This is a genomic window from Pedobacter steynii (assembly GCF_001721645.1).
GTDB classification, from domain to species: Bacteria; Bacteroidota; Bacteroidia; order Sphingobacteriales; family Sphingobacteriaceae; genus Pedobacter; species Pedobacter steynii_A.
On the sequence record NZ_CP017141.1, the window covers coordinates 4,258,488 to 4,276,287 of the forward strand.

The 17,800-nt window shown below is 40.7% G+C and carries 16 protein-coding genes; 10 read left to right on the plus strand and 6 right to left on the minus strand.

What is annotated here, in order from left to right:
* Positions 1-13: 13 nt before the first annotated feature.
* A complete protein-coding gene (locus tag BFS30_RS17565; RefSeq protein ID WP_069380485.1) occupies positions 14-883 on the minus strand; it encodes an AraC family transcriptional regulator in 870 nt (289 codons plus the stop codon).
* Positions 884-1,067: 184 nt separating this feature from the next.
* Here BFS30_RS17565 and BFS30_RS17570 point away from each other — a divergent pair, with 184 nt between their 5' ends.
* From BFS30_RS17570 to BFS30_RS17590, 5 genes are all read left to right on the plus strand, one after another.
* Positions 1,068-3,188, plus strand: a complete 2,121-nt coding sequence (locus BFS30_RS17570; RefSeq protein WP_069380486.1) for a sulfatase-like hydrolase/transferase — start codon at positions 1,068-1,070, stop codon at positions 3,186-3,188.
* Positions 3,189-3,367: 179 nt separating this feature from the next.
* Positions 3,368-3,934, plus strand: a complete 567-nt coding sequence (locus tag BFS30_RS17575) for a UbiX family flavin prenyltransferase (protein WP_069380487.1) — start codon at positions 3,368-3,370, stop codon at positions 3,932-3,934.
* Positions 3,935-3,986: 52 nt separating this feature from the next.
* On the plus strand, positions 3,987-5,306 hold the full coding sequence (gene mtaB / locus BFS30_RS17580) for a tRNA (N(6)-L-threonylcarbamoyladenosine(37)-C(2))-methylthiotransferase MtaB (protein ID WP_069380488.1): 1,320 nt from the start codon (positions 3,987-3,989) through the stop codon (positions 5,304-5,306).
* 31 nt (positions 5,307-5,337) lie between these two features.
* Positions 5,338-6,492: a prolipoprotein diacylglyceryl transferase gene (locus BFS30_RS17585; RefSeq protein ID WP_069380489.1), complete on the plus strand. Its 1,155-nt coding sequence runs from the start codon at positions 5,338-5,340 to the stop codon at positions 6,490-6,492.
* 12 nt (positions 6,493-6,504) lie between these two features.
* On the plus strand, positions 6,505-7,299 hold the full coding sequence (locus tag BFS30_RS17590) for an inositol monophosphatase family protein (RefSeq protein ID WP_069380490.1): 795 nt from the start codon (positions 6,505-6,507) through the stop codon (positions 7,297-7,299).
* A 90-nt stretch (positions 7,300-7,389) separates the two neighbouring features.
* Here BFS30_RS17590 and BFS30_RS17595 read toward each other — a convergent pair whose 3' ends face one another.
* The 4 genes from BFS30_RS17595 to BFS30_RS17610 all read right to left on the minus strand — a co-directional run bounded on the left by BFS30_RS17595 (position 7,390) and on the right by BFS30_RS17610 (position 10,380).
* The gene (locus BFS30_RS17595; RefSeq protein ID WP_069380491.1) at positions 7,390-7,941 is read right to left on the minus strand and encodes a NifU family protein; all 552 of its coding nucleotides are present in this window, start codon (positions 7,939-7,941) and stop codon (positions 7,390-7,392) included.
* Positions 7,942-8,018: 77 nt separating this feature from the next.
* Entirely contained in the window at positions 8,019-9,365 is a 1,347-nt protein-coding gene (gene purB / locus BFS30_RS17600) for an adenylosuccinate lyase (protein WP_069380492.1), read from the minus strand.
* A 140-nt stretch (positions 9,366-9,505) separates the two neighbouring features.
* Complete coding sequence (locus BFS30_RS17605; RefSeq protein ID WP_069380493.1) at positions 9,506-9,718, minus strand: hypothetical protein; 213 nt, start codon at positions 9,716-9,718, stop codon at positions 9,506-9,508.
* A 449-nt stretch (positions 9,719-10,167) separates the two neighbouring features.
* Positions 10,168-10,380, minus strand: coding sequence for a hypothetical protein (locus BFS30_RS17610; protein ID WP_069380494.1), 213 nt, complete (start codon positions 10,378-10,380; stop codon positions 10,168-10,170).
* 211 nt (positions 10,381-10,591) lie between these two features.
* On the opposite strand from BFS30_RS17610, the gene BFS30_RS17615 reads away from it, so the two are divergent.
* From BFS30_RS17615 to BFS30_RS17635, 5 genes are all read left to right on the plus strand, one after another.
* Complete coding sequence (locus BFS30_RS17615) at positions 10,592-11,158, plus strand: RNA polymerase sigma factor (RefSeq protein ID WP_069382504.1); 567 nt, start codon at positions 10,592-10,594, stop codon at positions 11,156-11,158.
* 7 nt (positions 11,159-11,165) lie between these two features.
* Entirely contained in the window at positions 11,166-12,263 is a 1,098-nt protein-coding gene (locus BFS30_RS17620) for a S1 family peptidase (RefSeq protein ID WP_069380495.1), read from the plus strand.
* A gap of 153 nt (positions 12,264-12,416) precedes the next feature.
* Positions 12,417-13,364, plus strand: a complete 948-nt coding sequence (locus tag BFS30_RS17625) for a DUF72 domain-containing protein (RefSeq protein ID WP_069380496.1) — start codon at positions 12,417-12,419, stop codon at positions 13,362-13,364.
* Positions 13,365-13,416: 52 nt separating this feature from the next.
* Positions 13,417-14,052: a peroxiredoxin gene (locus BFS30_RS17630; RefSeq protein ID WP_069380497.1), complete on the plus strand. Its 636-nt coding sequence runs from the start codon at positions 13,417-13,419 to the stop codon at positions 14,050-14,052.
* Positions 14,053-14,150: 98 nt separating this feature from the next.
* Positions 14,151-14,660, plus strand: coding sequence for a MepB family protein (locus tag BFS30_RS17635; protein WP_069380498.1), 510 nt, complete (start codon positions 14,151-14,153; stop codon positions 14,658-14,660).
* Positions 14,661-14,733: 73 nt separating this feature from the next.
* Here the strand turns inward: BFS30_RS17635 and BFS30_RS17640 are convergent, their stop codons facing one another.
* On the minus strand, positions 14,734-17,739 hold the full coding sequence (locus BFS30_RS17640) for a DUF2723 domain-containing protein (protein WP_069380499.1): 3,006 nt from the start codon (positions 17,737-17,739) through the stop codon (positions 14,734-14,736).
* Positions 17,740-17,800: the final 61 nt, after the last annotated feature.

Sequence of the window (17,800 nt, forward strand, 5' to 3'; positions counted from 1 at the left end):
GTTTTTTGTTCGCTTATTTTTGCAGATAAGACTTCTGGTAAGTTAAAGGGCTTTTTCCGGTAATAATTTTGAAATGTTTATGAAAACTGGCAAAATTATGGAAGCCACTTTCATAACAGATTTGCTTGACATTCATGCTGTCCTCAATCAGCAGTTTACAAGCGTGTCCCACCCGGATCTCACTGATGAACTGGGTATAGGTTTTTCTGGTTCTCGATTTAAAATACCGGCAAAAAGAGTTCGGACTGATATTGGCTACTGAAGCCATTTCTTCCATCTGGATTTTTCGTTTAAAATTGGCCAGAGAATAGTTGTAAATGGCATTGATCCTGTCGTTTTCGATTTCCTCAAAGTCATGGCGGAAACCGATAGAGGAAAGCAGGTTAGCCGGTGCACAATTTTCAATCGCGAGCAAGGCTTCCATCAATAAAATGATCCGCTTTGAGCCTTCAGAGAGTAAAATCGACTCGATCAGTTCTCCAATGGCTTTTTTGTTCTTGTCCGGGATTTGAATTCCACGTTGTGCTTTTTCCAATGTCAGTTTCAAGGCTTTATTTTCAGGAAGGTTCAGAAAATGACTTCCCCAGAAATTTTCATTGAAATGTACGACGATCACATCTGCATTGTTCTTTTCATCTTCATTAAAGTAAATGTCGTCGAACCTCCAGTAATGGGGGAGATGCGCACCCACGAGTACCACATCGCCGGATCTGAAACGCTTGATGCTGTCGCCGATAAATTGAGTGCCATTGCCTTTTTTGAAATAAATGAGCTCTACCTCTGCATGGTAATGCCATCGGTTGTTGATGTAAGGAACCTTGTCTCTTCTTGCACTAAATGAATTCACAAGGTTGTTTGAAACTTTGAGTAGTTGTGGCTTCATAATATTTGGTTAGGTAAAGATAAAAGTATAAAAATGTTTTATAAATACCTTATAATTTAATAATTACTCTTAAATCTGCCAATATTGCTTAATAATTGCTGATATCGCTTAATTATTCTTCTGCTTATGCGATTAAATAAAAACTGATAACTTTGGTTTGACAACACAAAAACCGAATTAAACCATGATCAAAACAACCTGGAGAGCGACTGTAGTGTCCTTTCTGCTTTCTGTTACACTTTTCCCGGCGGAGATTAAAGCACAGTCTGTTAAACCCATCGTTGCTCCACCCAATATCATTTTCATTCTTACCGACGATCTTGGCTATGGGGACATCGGTGTTTTCTTTCAGAACCAAAGAAAACAAAATGGAAATAAGGCATTTCCTTTTCAACTGAGTCCTAATCTGGACCAAATGGCCGCTTCCGGAGCGAAGTTTACTCATCAATATAGTAACGCTCCTGTTTGTGCGCCATCCAGGGCCTCCTTCATCACCGGAATGAATCAGGGGAATGCAAAGGTAAGAGACAATCAGTTTGATAAACAGATAGAAGAGAACCATACCATTGCCACGATGTTAAAGGCCGCCGGATATTCCACGGCAGCAATTGGTAAATGGGGTTTGCAGGGAGAAACAAAGGAAGAGCCCAATTGGCCGGCTCATCCTTCCAAAAGAGGTTTTGATCAGTTCTTTGGTTATATGAGACATGCAGACGGCCACGAGCATTATCCCTACGAAGGACTTTACCGGGGCGAGAAGCAGGTATGGGACAATTATACGGATGTTGCAGCTGGACTGAGCAAATGTTATACAACTGATTTATGGACGGCTTATGCCAAGAAATGGATCGTATCCCATCAACGGGGAGAAGAAGCGAAAAACCCTTTCTTTATGTTTCTGGCTTATGATGCGCCACATGCCGTATTGGAGTTGCCGACTCAGGCTTATCCGAAGGGAGGGGGACTGAAAGGTGGATTACAATGGAAGGGAAAAAAAGGAGAAATGATCAATACAGCTTCAGGAGAGATCGATACCTATGTACATCCCGATTATGCCTGGGCCACTTATGATGATGATCAGAATGCCGCTACTCCTGAACTGGCCTGGCCGGATACTTATAAACGTTACGCTACCGCCAACCGAAGGATTGATGACGCGGTTGGTGATCTTAGCCAATTGCTTAAAGACCTGAATATTGCAGATAATACCCTGATCATTTTTACTTCTGATAACGGGCCTTCTATAGAGTCTTATCTTCCAAAAGGATTTGCAGCTAACAGCCCTGAATTTTTTGGGAGTTTCGGGCCATTTGACGGAATCAAAAGAGACGTTTGGGAGGGAGGCCTGAGAATGCCGACTCTGGCTTCCTGGCCGGCCCGGATCCCCGGGGCGAAAACCATCAGTTCAGCAAGTATGTTGTCCGACTGGATGGCGACATTTGCTGATGCGGCCAACATTCCTGCTCCTGCAAGAACAGATGGGGTATCCTTGCTGCCTTCCTTAACAGGGAAGGGAAAACAGGAACAGGGACAGGTTTATGTGGAATATACCGAAGGAGGAAGGACCCCTGATTTTAAATCCTTTGAAGAAAGCCGGAGGGGAAGGAAAAGAGAGCAGATGCAAATGATACGTATCGGCGATTTGGTAGGTGTACGTTACCAGATCAGATCTGCCAGCGATGATTTTGAGATTTACAATGTTGTTTCAGATCCGAAAGAAAGGAGAAACCTTGCTATAGAACCAGCTTATCGGCAGGTTCAGGAAAAGATGAAAGCCAAGGTTTTACAGAATAGAAGGGTTGATGCCGAAGCTCCCCGTCCTTATGATTCCACTGCTGTTCCCGCTGGTGTTCTACTTTCCAAAGTGATGCAGCCTGGTTTGAGCTGGAAGTTTTTTAAAGGTAATTTTCCATGGGTTGTTTCAGAAAAAGGAAGAAAATTTTTTAAGCAAGGACATGCGACAGATTTAAAATCTGTCCCCGCATTTGCGTCGAAAGGAATGGTATTATATGAAGGTTACCTTAAAATTCTTAAGGAAGGAAGTTACACTTTCTCTCTTCAGACGAAAGGTAAAGCTTATGTACGGTTACATGAGGCAGAATTGCTGGATGCAGACTTTGGTTATCTACCGGGTAAGGAAATTTTTACAACAGTGAGGTTGAAAGCGGGGTATCATCCAGTTAAAATTTATGTATCGGGAGAGCAGGGAGGGCCGGATAAAATAATGCTGAAGTATAAAGAAGCAGCATCCGATTGGTCATTGCTAAGCAACAAAAATATATATTATGTAAATAAGTTGCTTTAATCCTACTATTCGCAAGATTTATGTGGTAAAAAAAAGTGTTTAAACTTTCATTTAATCAAAAAGTTAATTACATTTGGGCTTACCCTTTCGAGGGTATGTTTTTCATAGGTAGATGTAGGGTCGAAATTAATTTTTCGGCCCTTTTTTGTTGCCGGTGGTTCCGTATCTTTACCGGCGTTATGAATAAGAAGAAAATCGTTGTTGCCATCACCGGAGCCAGTGGTTCCATTTACGCTAAACTACTCCTGGATAATCTGTTGAAGCTGTCTGATCAGATTGAAAAGGTAGGCGTGGTGATGTCCGACAATGCCAAGGAGGTCTGGCGCTTTGAGCTGGGCAATGAAGACTACGATCATTATCCTTTTACTTTTTATCCAAAAATGGATTTCAATGCCCCTTTTGCTTCGGGCTCTGCAAAATTTGACACTATGATTATCATTCCATGTTCCATGGGAACGCTGGGAAGAATTGCCCATGGAATCTCTAACGACCTGATCAGCCGGGCTGCAGATGTGGTACTCAAAGAACGTAGAAAATTGATCGCTGTGGTGCGTGATACGCCTTTTAGCCTCATTCACATCAATAATATGAAGACTGTAACTGAAGCAGGTGGCATCATTTGTCCGGCGAGTCCGTCCTTTTACAGTCTCCCGAAAAGCATTGAAGAGCTGGCTCAGACCGTAGTTAGCCGTGTTATTGACCTGGCGGGGCTGAGTATGGAGAGTTACCGTTGGAATGAGGAATAATCTCATCTAAAAACTTATCTTTGCAAATTCTTAATGAAATTTATCAGGGCTAATGAAGAAGGTTGCATTTTATACACTGGGTTGTAAATTAAATTTTTCTGAGACTTCCACTATAGGCAGGTTATTCACCGATGCCGGTTATTCAGTGGTGGATTTTACAGCAGCAGCAGATGTATATGTAATCAATACCTGCTCGGTAACGGAACATGCAGATAAGAAATGCCGCAAGGTGGTGAAGGAAGCACTTAAGTATGCACCCAATGCCTACATTACTATTGTGGGTTGTTATGCACAGTTGAAACCGGTGGAGATTGCGGAAATTGAAGGTGTGGATATGGTATTAGGCGCAGCGGAAAAATTCCGTATCGTTGAGTACATTTCGGATCTGACCAAAAATCCTAAGGCTGTTATTCATCAGCAGAACATTGAGAAGGTAAACCATAATTTTATTGCCGCTTATTCTATAGGCGACAGGACCCGTACTTTCCTTAAAGTTCAGGATGGCTGTGATTATCCATGTACTTATTGTACCATTCCCCTTGCCCGTGGCGGAAGCCGTAGTGATACCATAGAAAATGTGGTGAACAGAGCAACGCAAATTGCAGAAAGCGGTGTAAAAGAGATCGTCTTGACCGGAGTAAATCTGGGTGATTTTGGAATCCGGGACGGTCAGAGAGAAGATAAATTCTTCGACCTGGTAAAAGCACTGGATGAAGTAGAAGGCATTGAACGGATCAGGATTTCTTCGATAGAGCCTAATTTACTGAGCAACGAGATCATTGAGTTTGTAGCGCATTCTAAACGATTTGTACCCCATTTCCATATTCCATTGCAATCCGGATCCAATAAAATTCTGGGATTGATGAAAAGACGTTACCAGAGAGAACTATATACCGAACGTGTAGCTACGATAAAAGCATTGATTCCAAATTGCTGTATCGGGGTGGACGTGATCGTTGGTTTCCCGGGTGAAACACATGAGGACTTCCTGGATACTTATCAGTTTTTAAACGAACTGGACATTTCTTATTTACATGTATTCACTTATTCTGAGCGTGAACAGACTGCTGCCGCAGAGATGAAAGGCCGTGTAGCCGGAAGTACCAGGGCAGACCGTAGTAAAATGCTTCATATTTTATCCGATAAGAAACGCAGAGCCTTTTATCAGTCGCAGATTGGTACAGTAGGTGAAGTGCTTTTTGAAGATGATCAGAAAGATGGCTTTATGCATGGCTTCACTAAAAACTATGTGAAAGTGAAAGCGAAATACGACCCGGTTATGGTAAATGAGATCAAAACGGTGAAATTGATTGAACTTACTGCAGATGGAGAGGTAGAAGTTGCAGAAACCGGGGAAGTTTTAGCGCATTAATCCTATATTCGCATAAAACTTTTTTATCCGTATGTTTCCAACCGTATCTCATTTTATAGAGTATCTTTTCGGCGTTCAGGTACCCCTTCCTTTTAATACATTTGGCGTTTTTGTTGCGCTCGCTTTCATCGCAGGTTACTGGGCTTTTACCCAGGAGTTTAAGCGTAAAGAAGCGCTTGGACTATTACATCCGATAAAAAAACTGGTGACGATCGGGAAACCGGCAAGTACCATGGAGCTGGTTTATAATGGGATATTCGGTTTCCTGATTGGCTATAAACTGGTGTATGCCTTATTAAATTATAAACTTTTTGTCAGCGATGCTCAAACAGTATTGCTTTCTACCAAAGGAAGCCTGCTCGGCGGTCTTTTCTTTGCCGGTCTTTTCGCTTATTGGGACCATAAAGAAAAAAACAGACATAAATTAGCTGCTCCAAAGACCGTAGAGGTGACGCAACATCCATATGAGCTGATGGGCAATATGATTGTCTGGGCTGCGGTATGGGGATTCCTGGGAGCTAAAATATTCGATAACCTGGAACATTGGGATACTTTTGTACAGGATCCTATCGGAAGTTTACTTTCTTTCAGCGGACTTACCTTTTACGGTGGATTGATCTGTGGTGGTGCTGCAGTATTGTATATTGCAAAAAAGAACAATGTAAAAATCTTACACATGCTGGACATTGGTGGTCCCGGAATGATGCTGGCTTATAGTGTCGGAAGGATCGGATGCCATATGTCGGGCGACGGGGATTGGGGAATTACCAATCTTAACCCTAAGCCTTTTAGCTGGCTTCCGGATTGGATGTGGGCCTATACTTATCCGAACAATGTGGCTAATGAAGGAATTTCTATTCCTGGTTGTGTTGGTAAATTCTGTCATGAGTTAGCTGCCCCGGTATATCCGACACCTATTTATGAAGTGATTGTTTGCTTTATCTTATTTCTGATTCTCTGGAAAATTCGTGACCGGATTAAACTACCGGGTATGATGTTCGGAATTTACCTGATGATGAATGGTCTGGAGCGTTTCTTTGTAGAGCTGATCAGGGTAAACACCAAATATAACGTTGCCGGAATCCGTTTCACACAGGCGGAGTTGATATCCAGTATTTTATTCCTATCTGGTCTGCTTCTTGTACTCTATTCTCTGAAGAATAAAGAGAAGCATGCAAATTATTAATACCTAAGAGACTTGAATTACGAATTACTCTGTTCAAAAGTAGTTGCTATCACAAGGCTGACGGGCAATTTTATCCGTAAGGAATCCATGAATTTTGACGCAAATACCGTTGAGTTCAAGGGACTGAACGATCTGGTGTCCTATGTAGATAAAACCGCGGAGAAGCAGCTGGTAAGAAACCTGTCCAAGCTTATTCCTGGCGCAGGGTTTACCACAGAAGAAGAAACCATCAATAGCAGAGGAGAAGTGTATAATTGGATTATAGACCCTTTGGATGGAACCACAAATTTTATTCATGGAATTCCCACTTACGCAATCAGTGTTGCACTTTATGAAGATGATCAGCCGGTTATTGGGGTGGTTTATGAGATCAACAGGGGGGAAATGTTCTTTACTTATAAGGGAGGCGCAGCCTACCTGAACAATAAAGAGATCAGGGTTTCTACGAGGCCCGCTTTGTCCGACAGTCTGCTGGCCACCGGTTTTCCTTATTATCAGTTTGATAAACAGGCTCAGTATATGCAGCTCTTTTCTGAAATGATGCAAAGGTGCCACGGATTGAGGAGGATAGGCTCAGCTGCAACGGATCTGGCTTATGTGGCTTGTGGCAGGTTTGATGCTTTTTTTGAATACAATCTGAATGCCTGGGATGTCGCCGCTGGCGCCTATCTGGTACAACAGGCAGGTGGCAATATTATGAATTTCTCTGGCGGAGAAGAGTTTCTGGAGAAAAGGGAAATACTGGCTTCCAACGGATTGCTTCATGAAGCTATTCTCGATACGATGGCCAAACATTTTAACAGCTAAAACGCCAATATTTATTATAAAAGAAATATAAAAAGGAAAGCCCCTGATTTTTGGTCAGGGGCTTTCCTTTTTATAACGTTGATCTTATCCTTACAGGGCTTCAGATACCACTTCTTTCACTTCAGGAACCATGCGTTGTAATAGGTTCTGGATACCTGACTTTAAGGTGATGGTAGAAGATGGACATCCGCTGCATGAACCTCTCAGTTCTACGGTAACCACACCTTCTTCAAATGATTTATAGCTGATTGCACCACCATCCTGTTCAACGGCAGGACGTACGTAATCATGCAGGATCTGCTGGATTTTTATTTCCAGTTCAGTACCTTCAAATGCAGTTGCAACTTCGCTGGTTTCTTCTTTGATCTTATATTCTGATTCTACCGCACCTTTAACGAATTCTTTAAGAATAGGCTCGATATCCGGCCATTCTGCATCTTCAGTTTTGGTAATGGTGACGAAGTTACTCGCAAAAAAAACGCCGTTCACAAAGTTGAACTTGAACAGTTCCTTCGCAAAAGGGGAGTGTTCAGCACTCTCTTTAGTTGCAAAATCTTCACTGCCATTGATCAATAACTTATTGACCATAAACTTCATGGTGGCAGGATTTGGGGTTTGTTCTGTATATACGTTGATCGTCATTGTCTTTTTTTCTTACAAAAATAAATAATTCAAAGATGCAATTTAGGCTATCGATGTCTGTTTTAGGTCATTATATCTTAAAATATCCCGGTATAGTTAAATGGAGTAATTTGCTTTAACTCTGCTTTTATGAATTCATTGACATTTAAGCCATCAATAAAAGTAGCCATAGTTTCTGCAGTGATCTTCTGATTTGTACGTGTAAGGTCTTTTAAAGCCTCATAAGGATTCGGATAAGCTTCTCTTCTCAACACTGTTTGAATGGCTTCCGCAACTACTGCCCAGTTGTTTTCCAGGTCTGCAGCAATTGCTTCGTTGTTCAATAATAACTTATTCAGACCCCTTAAAGTAGAAGCGATTGCAATTACGGTATGCGCCATTGGGACACCTACATTTCTCAATACGGTAGAGTCGGTAAGGTCTCTCTGCAAGCGGGAAATAGGTAATTTTGCAGCAAAGAATTCAAATAAAGCATTTGCTACCCCGGCATTTCCTTCCGCATTTTCGAAATCGATAGGATTTACTTTATGTGGCATCGCTGAAGAACCTACTTCTCCTTCTTTGATCTTTTGCTTAAAGTAGTTCTTTGAAATATAGGCCCAGATATCGCGGTCCAGGTCAATGATAATGTTGTTGATTCGTTTTAAAGCATCACATTGTGCCGCAAACTGATCGTAATGTTCAATTTGTGTGGTATGTTGCGCGCGGGTTAAGCCTAATACATCATTCACGAAGTTGTTGGAGAAATCCACCCAATTGATAGATGGGTAAGCGATATGATGGGCATTGAAGTTTCCTGTAGCACCGCCAAATTTAGCACTGTTCGGAATGTTTTTAAGGTTGTTCAGCTGAATTTCCAAACGCTCTGCAAATACCAGAAACTCTTTTCCCAACTTGGTTGGAGAGGCAGGCTGACCATGGGTATGCGCCAATAATGGAACATCTTTCCAGTCTGTTGCCAGTTCCTTAATACGGCTGATCAATCCGGTAATGTTCGGATAATAAACCTCATTAAGTGCCAGTTTGAAAGTATATGGGATTGCGGTATTGTTGATGTCCTGAGAAGTCAATCCGAAATGGATAAACTCTTTGTAATCCTGAAAACCCAGTTCATCAAATTGTTTTTTGATAAAATATTCTACCGCTTTAACATCGTGGTTGGTTATTTTTTCAGTGTCTTTGATCTCCTGAGCGTGATCATCATTAAATTGTTCATGGATCAGGCGTAGTTTTCCATAGTTGGCTTTATCAAACTGAGCTAATCCTGGTAATCCGGTTTCACATAGTGAAATGAAATACTCTACTTCTACATATACCCGGTATTTGATCAGGGCAGATTCAGAAAAGTACTTAGATAGGCTTTGAGTGGTGTTTCTATAACGGCCATCTATCGGAGAAATAGCTTGAAGTGGAGATAAATTCATGAATATTATGGTTGTTTACAGGCGCGAAGTTACGCATTCTCAGGCGTTTTTTGGAACTGTGGGGGCGTTAAAATAAATGCAAGGCACAAAAAAAAGGCTTCAGATATCTCCAAAGCCTTTTTTGTATAGGTTAATTTAAACTAGTGAGCAGCTGGTTTCTCAGCTTCTGTAGTAGTTTTAACAGTAGTATCTTTTACAGTAGAGTCTTTTACAGTAGTATCAACAGTTGTAACAACTGCACCTGAATCAGTTAAAGTAGTGTCAGTAGAAGTACCTTTGTTTTCAGAAGTACAAGCTGCTACTGATAAAGTGATTGCTAATGCTGCAAAGCCAAGTTTAAATGCGTTTTTCATTCTATTTTTATTTTAGGTAATTAATTAATTTTAATGATTAATACCTCAATGTCTGAAAGGTAACCCGGGTATTTGAAATTAATTTGAAAATATTTTTTTTGGAAGGGGATTGGAAGTAAGGGCTGCTATCCTGTGGCGGAATCATAATGATTGTCCTAGGATCACTTAAATTGCCTTAATCTGGTTCGGGCTAAGGGTAGGGGTTGAATGGGCCTGGTAGGGCTTGTAGCCCTTTCAAACCTATTTTATCGGATGCGATATTCAAAGCAAAAAAAAAGGTGGTATACTCCGTATCTGCCAAATGGGGTATACGCTCCAGCTTTGACGCTGGAGCCTGTGGTGCAATTCGGAATATACCTGGAAACCTGAATGGAGAAAGGTAATTACCATATAACAGAAAAGGCGCTGGAAATTTCCAGCGCCTTTTCTGTTATTGAGTTTTATTCAGCTTATTTTTTTACTGTGTCAACAGCAACTGTAGTAGTTTTAACAGTAGTATCTTTTACAGTTGAATCAACAACGTTAGTATCAACAGTAGTAACAACTGCACCTGAATCAGTTAAAGTAGTATCAGTTGATTCACCTTTTTTTTCTGATGAACAAGCTGCTACTGATAAAGAGATTGCTAAAGCTACAAAGCCAAATTTAAATGCGTTTTTCATTCTAATTCTATTTTAAATAATTAATTAATTTTGCTGATTAATACGGGAAAGATTAAAAGGTAACCCATCAATCTGAAAAAAAAATAAAAATATTTTTATTGGTGTTTTGGGTTACTGTTGACGTTAATACTGTATTAAATGACAGATGATAAAAAAGTATTTTTTTTTTGGCTATCATTGGGTTACCATTCACGTATAAATGTATTAATTGGTGAGTAATAAGTTAAGCAGTTCAGTTCCAACAGATAGAGAGGTAGTTTTAGGAATACTAAATGACTCAGAAGATGCGCTAAATAAATTGTACACGGGGTATTTTCCGATGATTTTACAGTTTATTTTGAATAATAACGGTGACGAAGATGATGCAAAAGACGTGTATCAGGAAGGAATTATCGTTTTATACAATAAAATAAAAGGCGGAAATTTTGAATTGAGCAGTAAACTTAAGACCTATATCTACTCAGTTTGCAGAAGGATCTGGTTGAAAAAGCTTTCACAGCAAAGCAAGAAGACCAGTAACATTTCAGACTTTGAAGATGTAATGGCAGTAGAGGTAGATGTGGAACAGCACGAAGAGAAGGATAAGCAATTTGATAAAATGCAGGATGCCCTCCTTCATTTAGGTGAACCCTGCAAGACGATTATTCAGGATTTTTACATCAACAACCTCTCGATGCAGGATATATGCGAGAAATTTGGTTACACCAATACGGATAACGCCAAAACTCAAAAATATAAATGCTTACAGCGGTTGAAGAAATTGTTTTTTCAAGTTTAAAGGTGATATGAGAAACGAGATTGAGTTAGAAGGTATAATTGAGGATTATTTGAATGGTAAACTTTCTGAAGCGGAAAGAACGGCATTTGAGCAGCTTCGCAAAAATGATCCCATGGTGGACCATAAAGTGGTAGCGCACAAGGTTTTTCTGGAGTCTTTAGGAGATTATGCTCAGGTATTGGACTTAAAGGCTAAAATGGATCGTGCACATGCACAGATTGATGTGGAGACTTTAAGTGAAGAGCTGAGACCTCACCCTTCTTACATTATTAATATATGGCGTAAGAATAAAGCAGCAATCGCTGTGGCCGCTTCCTTTATCTTGTTAACTATTGTAACGGTTTATTCTATTCAGCAAAATACGAAACAGATTGGTAATGTCGAATTAGTAAGCAGAGAGCTTGCGAAAATCAAAAGTTCTCAAAGCAGTCTGATCAGAATCATGAATTCAAAAAATGCACCGAATGCACCTAAAAATGTGAAACCCGCTAATTTTGGTGGAACAGGATTTGCATTGACCGCTAATGGTTACCTGTTAACTAACCTGCATGTGGTAGATGGTGCTGACTCTGTATATGTTCAGGACAATAAAGGAGATTCTTTTAAAGCTAAAGTGGTTAGAACGGATTCTCAATACGACCTGGCGATCTTAAAAATAACAGATAAATCATTTAGCCCGCTTTCTAACCTGCCTTACCGATTGAAACAAAGCGGAATAGGAATGGGAGAAATTGTATACACGCTTGGTTTTCCTAAAGATGATGCCGTCTTTGGTGAAGGTTATGTGAGTTCAAGAAGTGGTTATAACGGAGATACTACACAATATCAGGTGTCTATCCCGGTGAATCCTGGAAATAGCGGTGGTCCTTTATTGGATCATCAGGGAAACATTATCGGAGTGATCTCTGCGAAAGAAAAACAGGTGGATGGTGCCACATTTGCCGTTAAATCAAAATACATCCAGGAAGCTTTAAATTCTATTCCTAATGATTCTCTGGGTAAAAAAGTAGCCTTTAACAAAAGGAACTCCTTACAAGGCCTGAGCAGAAATAAACAGGTAGAGAAGATCCAGGATTATGTATTTATGATTAAGGTTTATAAATAGATCTCTAAAAAGAAATTGAAAACCCCGAAATGCTGTCAGGCGTTTCGGGGTTTTTTGTTTGATGAGACAAATATCGTTCAGTCATGTAAACAATTCCTGAAATTTCATAGTTTTACTGGTAGCAAATACTGATTTTATTTTAACAAACTGGATATGGATTTTGGAAAGGTTTCCGATAATGAGCTTAAAACAGTAGATTTCACTTTACCGGATGATGGGAAACAAACTGCAAAAACCCTGAACGGCAATCAGCCGGCAAAACAGCCTGAATTCTATGTAGGTTGTGCGAAATGGGGAAGAAAGGAATGGGTGAATATGATTTATCCGCCTAAAACGAAAGAAGCTAATTTTCTGGACGAGTATGTAAAACACTTCAATTCTATTGAGCTGAATGCGGTTTTTTATAGCATTCCCAACCAGGAACTGATCCGGAAGTGGAAAGAAAAGGCTGATGAGAACGCCAACAACGGATTTCTGTTTTGCCCTAAATTCTCGAGAACGATCAGCCATATCAAAAGACTCAAAGGTGCAGAAGAGCCTACGGACCTTTTCCTGGCCAATATTTCTGAATTCGGAAAGTATCTGGGACCCTGTTTTCTGCAAATGGGCGATAACTTCGGTCCTAAGAATATAGAAGTGCTGGAAGAATTTCTGAAATACCTGCCTGTAGATCTTTCTGTATTCGTAGAGCTGAGGCATGCGGAATGGTTTTCTGATGAAGGAAACAGAACCCGGCTTTTTGAAATGCTGGCTAAGCTCCATAAAGGAGCCGTAATTACTGATGCCAGCGGCAGAAGAGATTGTGTACATATGGAACTGAGCACGCCGGAGATTTTTATCCGCTTTGTAGGCAACGGACAGGAGCATAAGGCTTCCGACGAAGCCAGGATTGACGAATGGGTGGAGCGGATCAAAATATGGATGGGCAAAGGGCTGAAAAAAGTTTATTTCTTTCTGCATCAGCATGATGAAAAGGATACGCCTGTTTTAGCCAACTATACTATAAAAGCCTTTAATCAACATTTAGGAAGTCAGATTGCGGAAATTTCTTTTCTTGGTGATAAGAACGAAGATATTACAAAACAGACACAATTATTTTAAAAAGTATACTAAATTTGTAGATAATGTATTTATACCCTAAAACCACAAAATTATGAGTTTAAGAATAGGGGACGCAGCTCCCAACTTTAAAGCACAAACCTCTATTGGTGATATTGATTTTTATGAATTCTTAGGAGATAGCTGGGGTGTTTTATTCTCTCATCCTGCGGATTATACACCAGTATGTACCACAGAACTTGGCCGTACAGCTTCATTGAAAGCTGAATTTGAAAAAAGAAACGTGAAAGTCCTTGCATTGAGTGTGGATTCAGCGGAATCTCATAAAGGATGGATCAATGATATTAATGAAACGCAAAATACAAATGTAGAATTCCCGATCATTGCTGATGAAGATAAAAAAGTAGCTGATTTGTACGACATGATTCACCCCAATGCATCAGAGACTTTAACTGTGCGTTCCTTGTTCATCATCTCTCCGGATAAAAAAGTGAAACTGATGCTGACTTATCCTGCATCTACCGGAAGGAATTTTGATGAAGTGCTCAGGGTGATCGATTCACTTCAGTTAACCGCAAATTATAGTGTTGCCACTCCGGCCGACTGGAAAGATGGCGATGATGTTGTGGTGATGAACAGCATCAAAACCGAAGATATTCCGGCTAAATTCCCTAAAGGACACAAAGTCATCAAACCTTATCTGAGAACTACACCTCAGCCTAACAAATAAGATTTATTCAGTTTATATAATAACCCTGCATCAATCTAATTGGTTGTTGCAGGGTTAATCATTTAACAAAGACCGGCTTTGCGGTGAGATTACACAGTATGATTTTACCACCTGATTTGCTTATAGCTAAAGAACTGGTGTTTGATCACCTTGGCTTTGAATCTACTCCGGCGGTTATTGAGGCTGAAAGCACTGAGTATGGAGCCTGTTCAATTAAGCTCAATGGATTGGCAGTCAGGTTTCGCGTAGCCAAAATTACCCCAACTAAAACCGGTCAGTTTGTAACGCTCTGGAAGAGAAATGGGGCCGGTCCAATCGAGCCTTACCAGGCATCTGATGAAATTGACCTGTTCCTGGTCAGCACAAGAAAAGAGCATCACTTTGGGCAATTCGTTTTTCCTAAATCTGCTTTGATTAAACATGGCATCATCAGTAATAACGGAAAAGAAGGTAAACGGGCAATTCGTGTTTATCCCCCATGGGATAAGACAACGAGCAGGCAGGCGATGAGGACTCAGAAATGGCAACTGGAATATTTCCTGAAAATTCCTCAGAAAGAATCAATAGATGAGACGCTTGCCAGCCTAAACCAAATCCGTTGTCTTTAACCTTCATGTCGAGATAATTAAAAAGAAAAGAATAAAAAAAGACCCTTTTTGGGAGGGTCTTTTTTATGTATTATTATCCGAGTGATTTCCTGAAAATATTTTCTAAATTTCTGAACTTATCTTTGATTTCTTTATTCAGGACTGTTTGTTTATTTTTTTCAGTTTCCTGGTCCAGACCATTCAATATAGATAATCCCCATTGTATATTTCTGATATAGCCGCGTTGAATATCCGGTGATAAAGAGGCAATGTAGTTCAGTTCCTGATCCAGAAAAGAAAGGGTTTCTTTGGCTATGATGTTGGCATGATTCAGGTCATTCAGATGGTAAAGAATACTGACCGCATCAAATTTGTTCAGGGTATCCCGTATTTCATAATTTCTTAAGGGAAGGTCTTTAATGCTTTTCATCATGACTGCATGAGCCGCTTTATTTTTACCTTCGTTAATCAGGTTTGTGGCAAGGGTATTATTTGAAGCCCATGTGCCAAAAGCTATGGCGCGACTTTGTTCATCGAGATAGCTGGCCTTATTGAATCCGGAAAAGTCCATTTTGTTCATCACATTCTGATACATTACCTCGGTATTGGTAACCTGAGACTTATCTCTGACATCATTTGCAGCCCTCTTTAAAGGTAACAGACGATAGGCATAACCTTCCATATAAAGGTATTTGTCCAGACCCATATAAGTATCCTGAGAAGAGGAGGTTGCAAAATATACGGGTCTTTTCCAGTTGTTATTGGCGAGAATATCGTATACCGCAAGATCTGCTTTTCCGATAAATTTCTTATCCACTGTCCATTCCATACTGGAAGTCACTTTTTCTTTGTCCTCGGCTTTGACGGTCTGTGTTTTTACCAGTTGATCTGCATCAATACTTAGTTTCAGCTTTCTGCTGGGCAGGAAGTTTTCAAAAGAACCGTCGCGCATTTCTATTTTATCCGCCTTATTGTCGGAAGTCAGCACGGCCATCAGGTCTTTCAGTTCTACACTGTCGGTAAATCCATAATCAACATAAGGAATATAGTCCCGAACCCCTTTCTGATACTTTTCATCTGCCATGGTAAGAGGTAGCGGAGTGGAATTATTGACCTGTTTTTTCAATTGATTAATGTAATTGTGATCGCTGAGGAACTGCATACAAATAACCCGGACGTCTGTCCGTATTCCTTCTACTTCCTGTGCATACCATAAAGCAAAAGTATCATTGTCAGCATTGGTGAAAAGAAGGGCATTTGGTGCACAGGATTTCAGGTAATTGTGGGCCCAATCTCTGGCGGTTATTTTGGTGGAACGATTATGGTCATCCCATCCCTGAGTCGCCATTAGTAGCGGAACAGCAAGTAAAGCCAGGAGGGAGGCGGTAATCAGACTCAGTCTGCCTGGTGCAAAACGCTGAAGTACTTCTTTCAACGCCAATACACCAAAGCCAATGAAGATGCAGAAGGCATAAAATGAACCCACATAGGCGTAGTCGCGTTCTCTTGGCTGTAATGGATCCTGGTTGAGGTAAAGGATAATGGCAAGCCCGGTGAAAAAGAAGAGTGTAGCGATCACTAAAGTGGCCTGTCTGTTCTTTCTGTAAAGGAACAGGAGCCCTGCAATTCCGAGGATCAGTGGAAAGCCGTAATACACATTATGTCCTTCATTGGACTGAATCGAAGCCGGCAGATTGGACTGTGAGCCTAATCGTATTGCATCTAATGGTGTAATACCACTGATCCAGTTTCCTGCATCCAGACTTCCATTTCCCTGAATGTCATTCTGACGGCCCACGAAGTTCCATAGGAAATACCTGAAGTACATAAATCCTACCTGATAAGAAGCGAAAAAGCTCAGGTTTTGAGCGAAGGTTGGTGTCTGGCCTTCTTCCATTCCCAGCCATTGCCTGTAGTAGGCCGGATGACCGTCTTTAGCGCTATGGGTACGTGGGAAAAGAAGGTTTTTATCGTAGGTTACTTTAAAGGAATTCCCGGATACTTCATACTTATGTTTTCCTTTGCGGTATTCTGTTCCGGTATCTTTATAGTCCGTTTGTTCGGCATCGAAAGTTTTTCCATATAAAAGAGGTGTTTCGCCGTAATTGGTTCTTCCAAGATAATCATATAAAGAAAAAGGATGGTCAGGATTGGACAGGTTGATGTTGGGTTTTGCATTTGCTCTGATGAGCGTGACAAAATAAGAACTAAAACCAAACAGGATAAATGCGAGGCATAACAAGCCCAGGTTCATGTTATATTTTCTATGCTGTACCGAATAATAAATGCCATAACTTATGGTTCCAATCAGCAGGAGAATAAAGGCCATAGCTCCGTAGCCAAAACTGAAGCCGAGCGTATTGACGAAAAACAGGTCAGACTTAGCAGCAAATAGCACCAGATACTGAACAATAACAACCTGTACAACTCCTACAATCCCGCAAGCCAGGCCAAATGCCTTTAAAAGGCCTAGCCAGGTAACCTGCTTTGTCTTTTTGAAATAATAAACCAGAACTACCGCCGGGATGGTAAGCAGGCTGAGTAAATGGGCGCCAATGGATAAACCAACAAGAAAAGAAATAAAGACCAGCCAACGGTTATCCAGATCATTTTCCCATTTCAGGATCGCCCAGAACACAATGGCGGTAAAAAGACTGGAAAGGGCATAGACTTCTGCTTCTACTGCTGAAAACCAGAAAGTATCTGAAAAGGTATAGGCCAATGCGCCAACTACGCCTGCAGCAATAATGCCCAGGATTTCCAGTTTACTCTTTTCTTTTGGATATAGTTTGGCGGCCATTGCCGTGATGGTCCAATACAGGAACATGATGGTAGCCCCGCTGAATAAAACGGAACTGAAATTTATCCAGTAGGCAACTTTTGTAGTATCGCCCATAGAGAGCGAAGAAAATAATTTGCCGATCATCATAAACAAAGGGGCTCCGGGCTGATGCCCTACCTGTAATCTGTAGCTGGCGGAAATGAATTCTCCGCAGTCCCAGAAGCTTACGGTAGGCTCCATCGTAAGCCAGTAGACAAAGCTGGCGATTCCAAAAAGGAGAAAGCCCACGGTGTTGTTGAGGCGGCGATAATTTTTCATGATTTAATTATTTTTGATTTTTGGTTAATCAAAAATAATTAAATCATTAATGTATAGTCTT

Bases quoted from the DNA above. Each gene is read 5' to 3' on its own strand.
- BFS30_RS17565 (WP_069380485.1), bottom strand. From the start codon at position 883: ATGAAGCCACAACTACTCAAAGTTTCAAACAACCTTGTGAATTCATTT.
- BFS30_RS17570 (WP_069380486.1), top strand. From the start codon at position 1,068: ATGATCAAAACAACCTGGAGAGCGACTGTAGTGTCCTTTCTGCTTTCT.
- BFS30_RS17575 (WP_069380487.1), top strand. From the start codon at position 3,368: ATGAATAAGAAGAAAATCGTTGTTGCCATCACCGGAGCCAGTGGTTCC.
- mtaB (WP_069380488.1), top strand. From the start codon at position 3,987: ATGAAGAAGGTTGCATTTTATACACTGGGTTGTAAATTAAATTTTTCT.
- BFS30_RS17585 (WP_069380489.1), top strand. From the start codon at position 5,338: ATGTTTCCAACCGTATCTCATTTTATAGAGTATCTTTTCGGCGTTCAG.
- BFS30_RS17595 (WP_069380491.1), bottom strand. From the start codon at position 7,941: ATGACGATCAACGTATATACAGAACAAACCCCAAATCCTGCCACCATG.
- purB (WP_069380492.1), bottom strand. From the start codon at position 9,365: ATGAATTTATCTCCACTTCAAGCTATTTCTCCGATAGATGGCCGTTAT.
- BFS30_RS17605 (WP_069380493.1), bottom strand. From the start codon at position 9,718: ATGAAAAACGCATTTAAACTTGGCTTTGCAGCATTAGCAATCACTTTA.
- BFS30_RS17610 (WP_069380494.1), bottom strand. From the start codon at position 10,380: ATGAAAAACGCATTTAAATTTGGCTTTGTAGCTTTAGCAATCTCTTTA.
- BFS30_RS17620 (WP_069380495.1), top strand. From the start codon at position 11,166: ATGAGAAACGAGATTGAGTTAGAAGGTATAATTGAGGATTATTTGAAT.
- BFS30_RS17625 (WP_069380496.1), top strand. From the start codon at position 12,417: ATGGATTTTGGAAAGGTTTCCGATAATGAGCTTAAAACAGTAGATTTC.
- BFS30_RS17630 (WP_069380497.1), top strand. From the start codon at position 13,417: ATGAGTTTAAGAATAGGGGACGCAGCTCCCAACTTTAAAGCACAAACC.
- BFS30_RS17635 (WP_069380498.1), top strand. From the start codon at position 14,151: ATGATTTTACCACCTGATTTGCTTATAGCTAAAGAACTGGTGTTTGAT.
- BFS30_RS17640 (WP_069380499.1), bottom strand. From the start codon at position 17,739: ATGAAAAATTATCGCCGCCTCAACAACACCGTGGGCTTTCTCCTTTTT.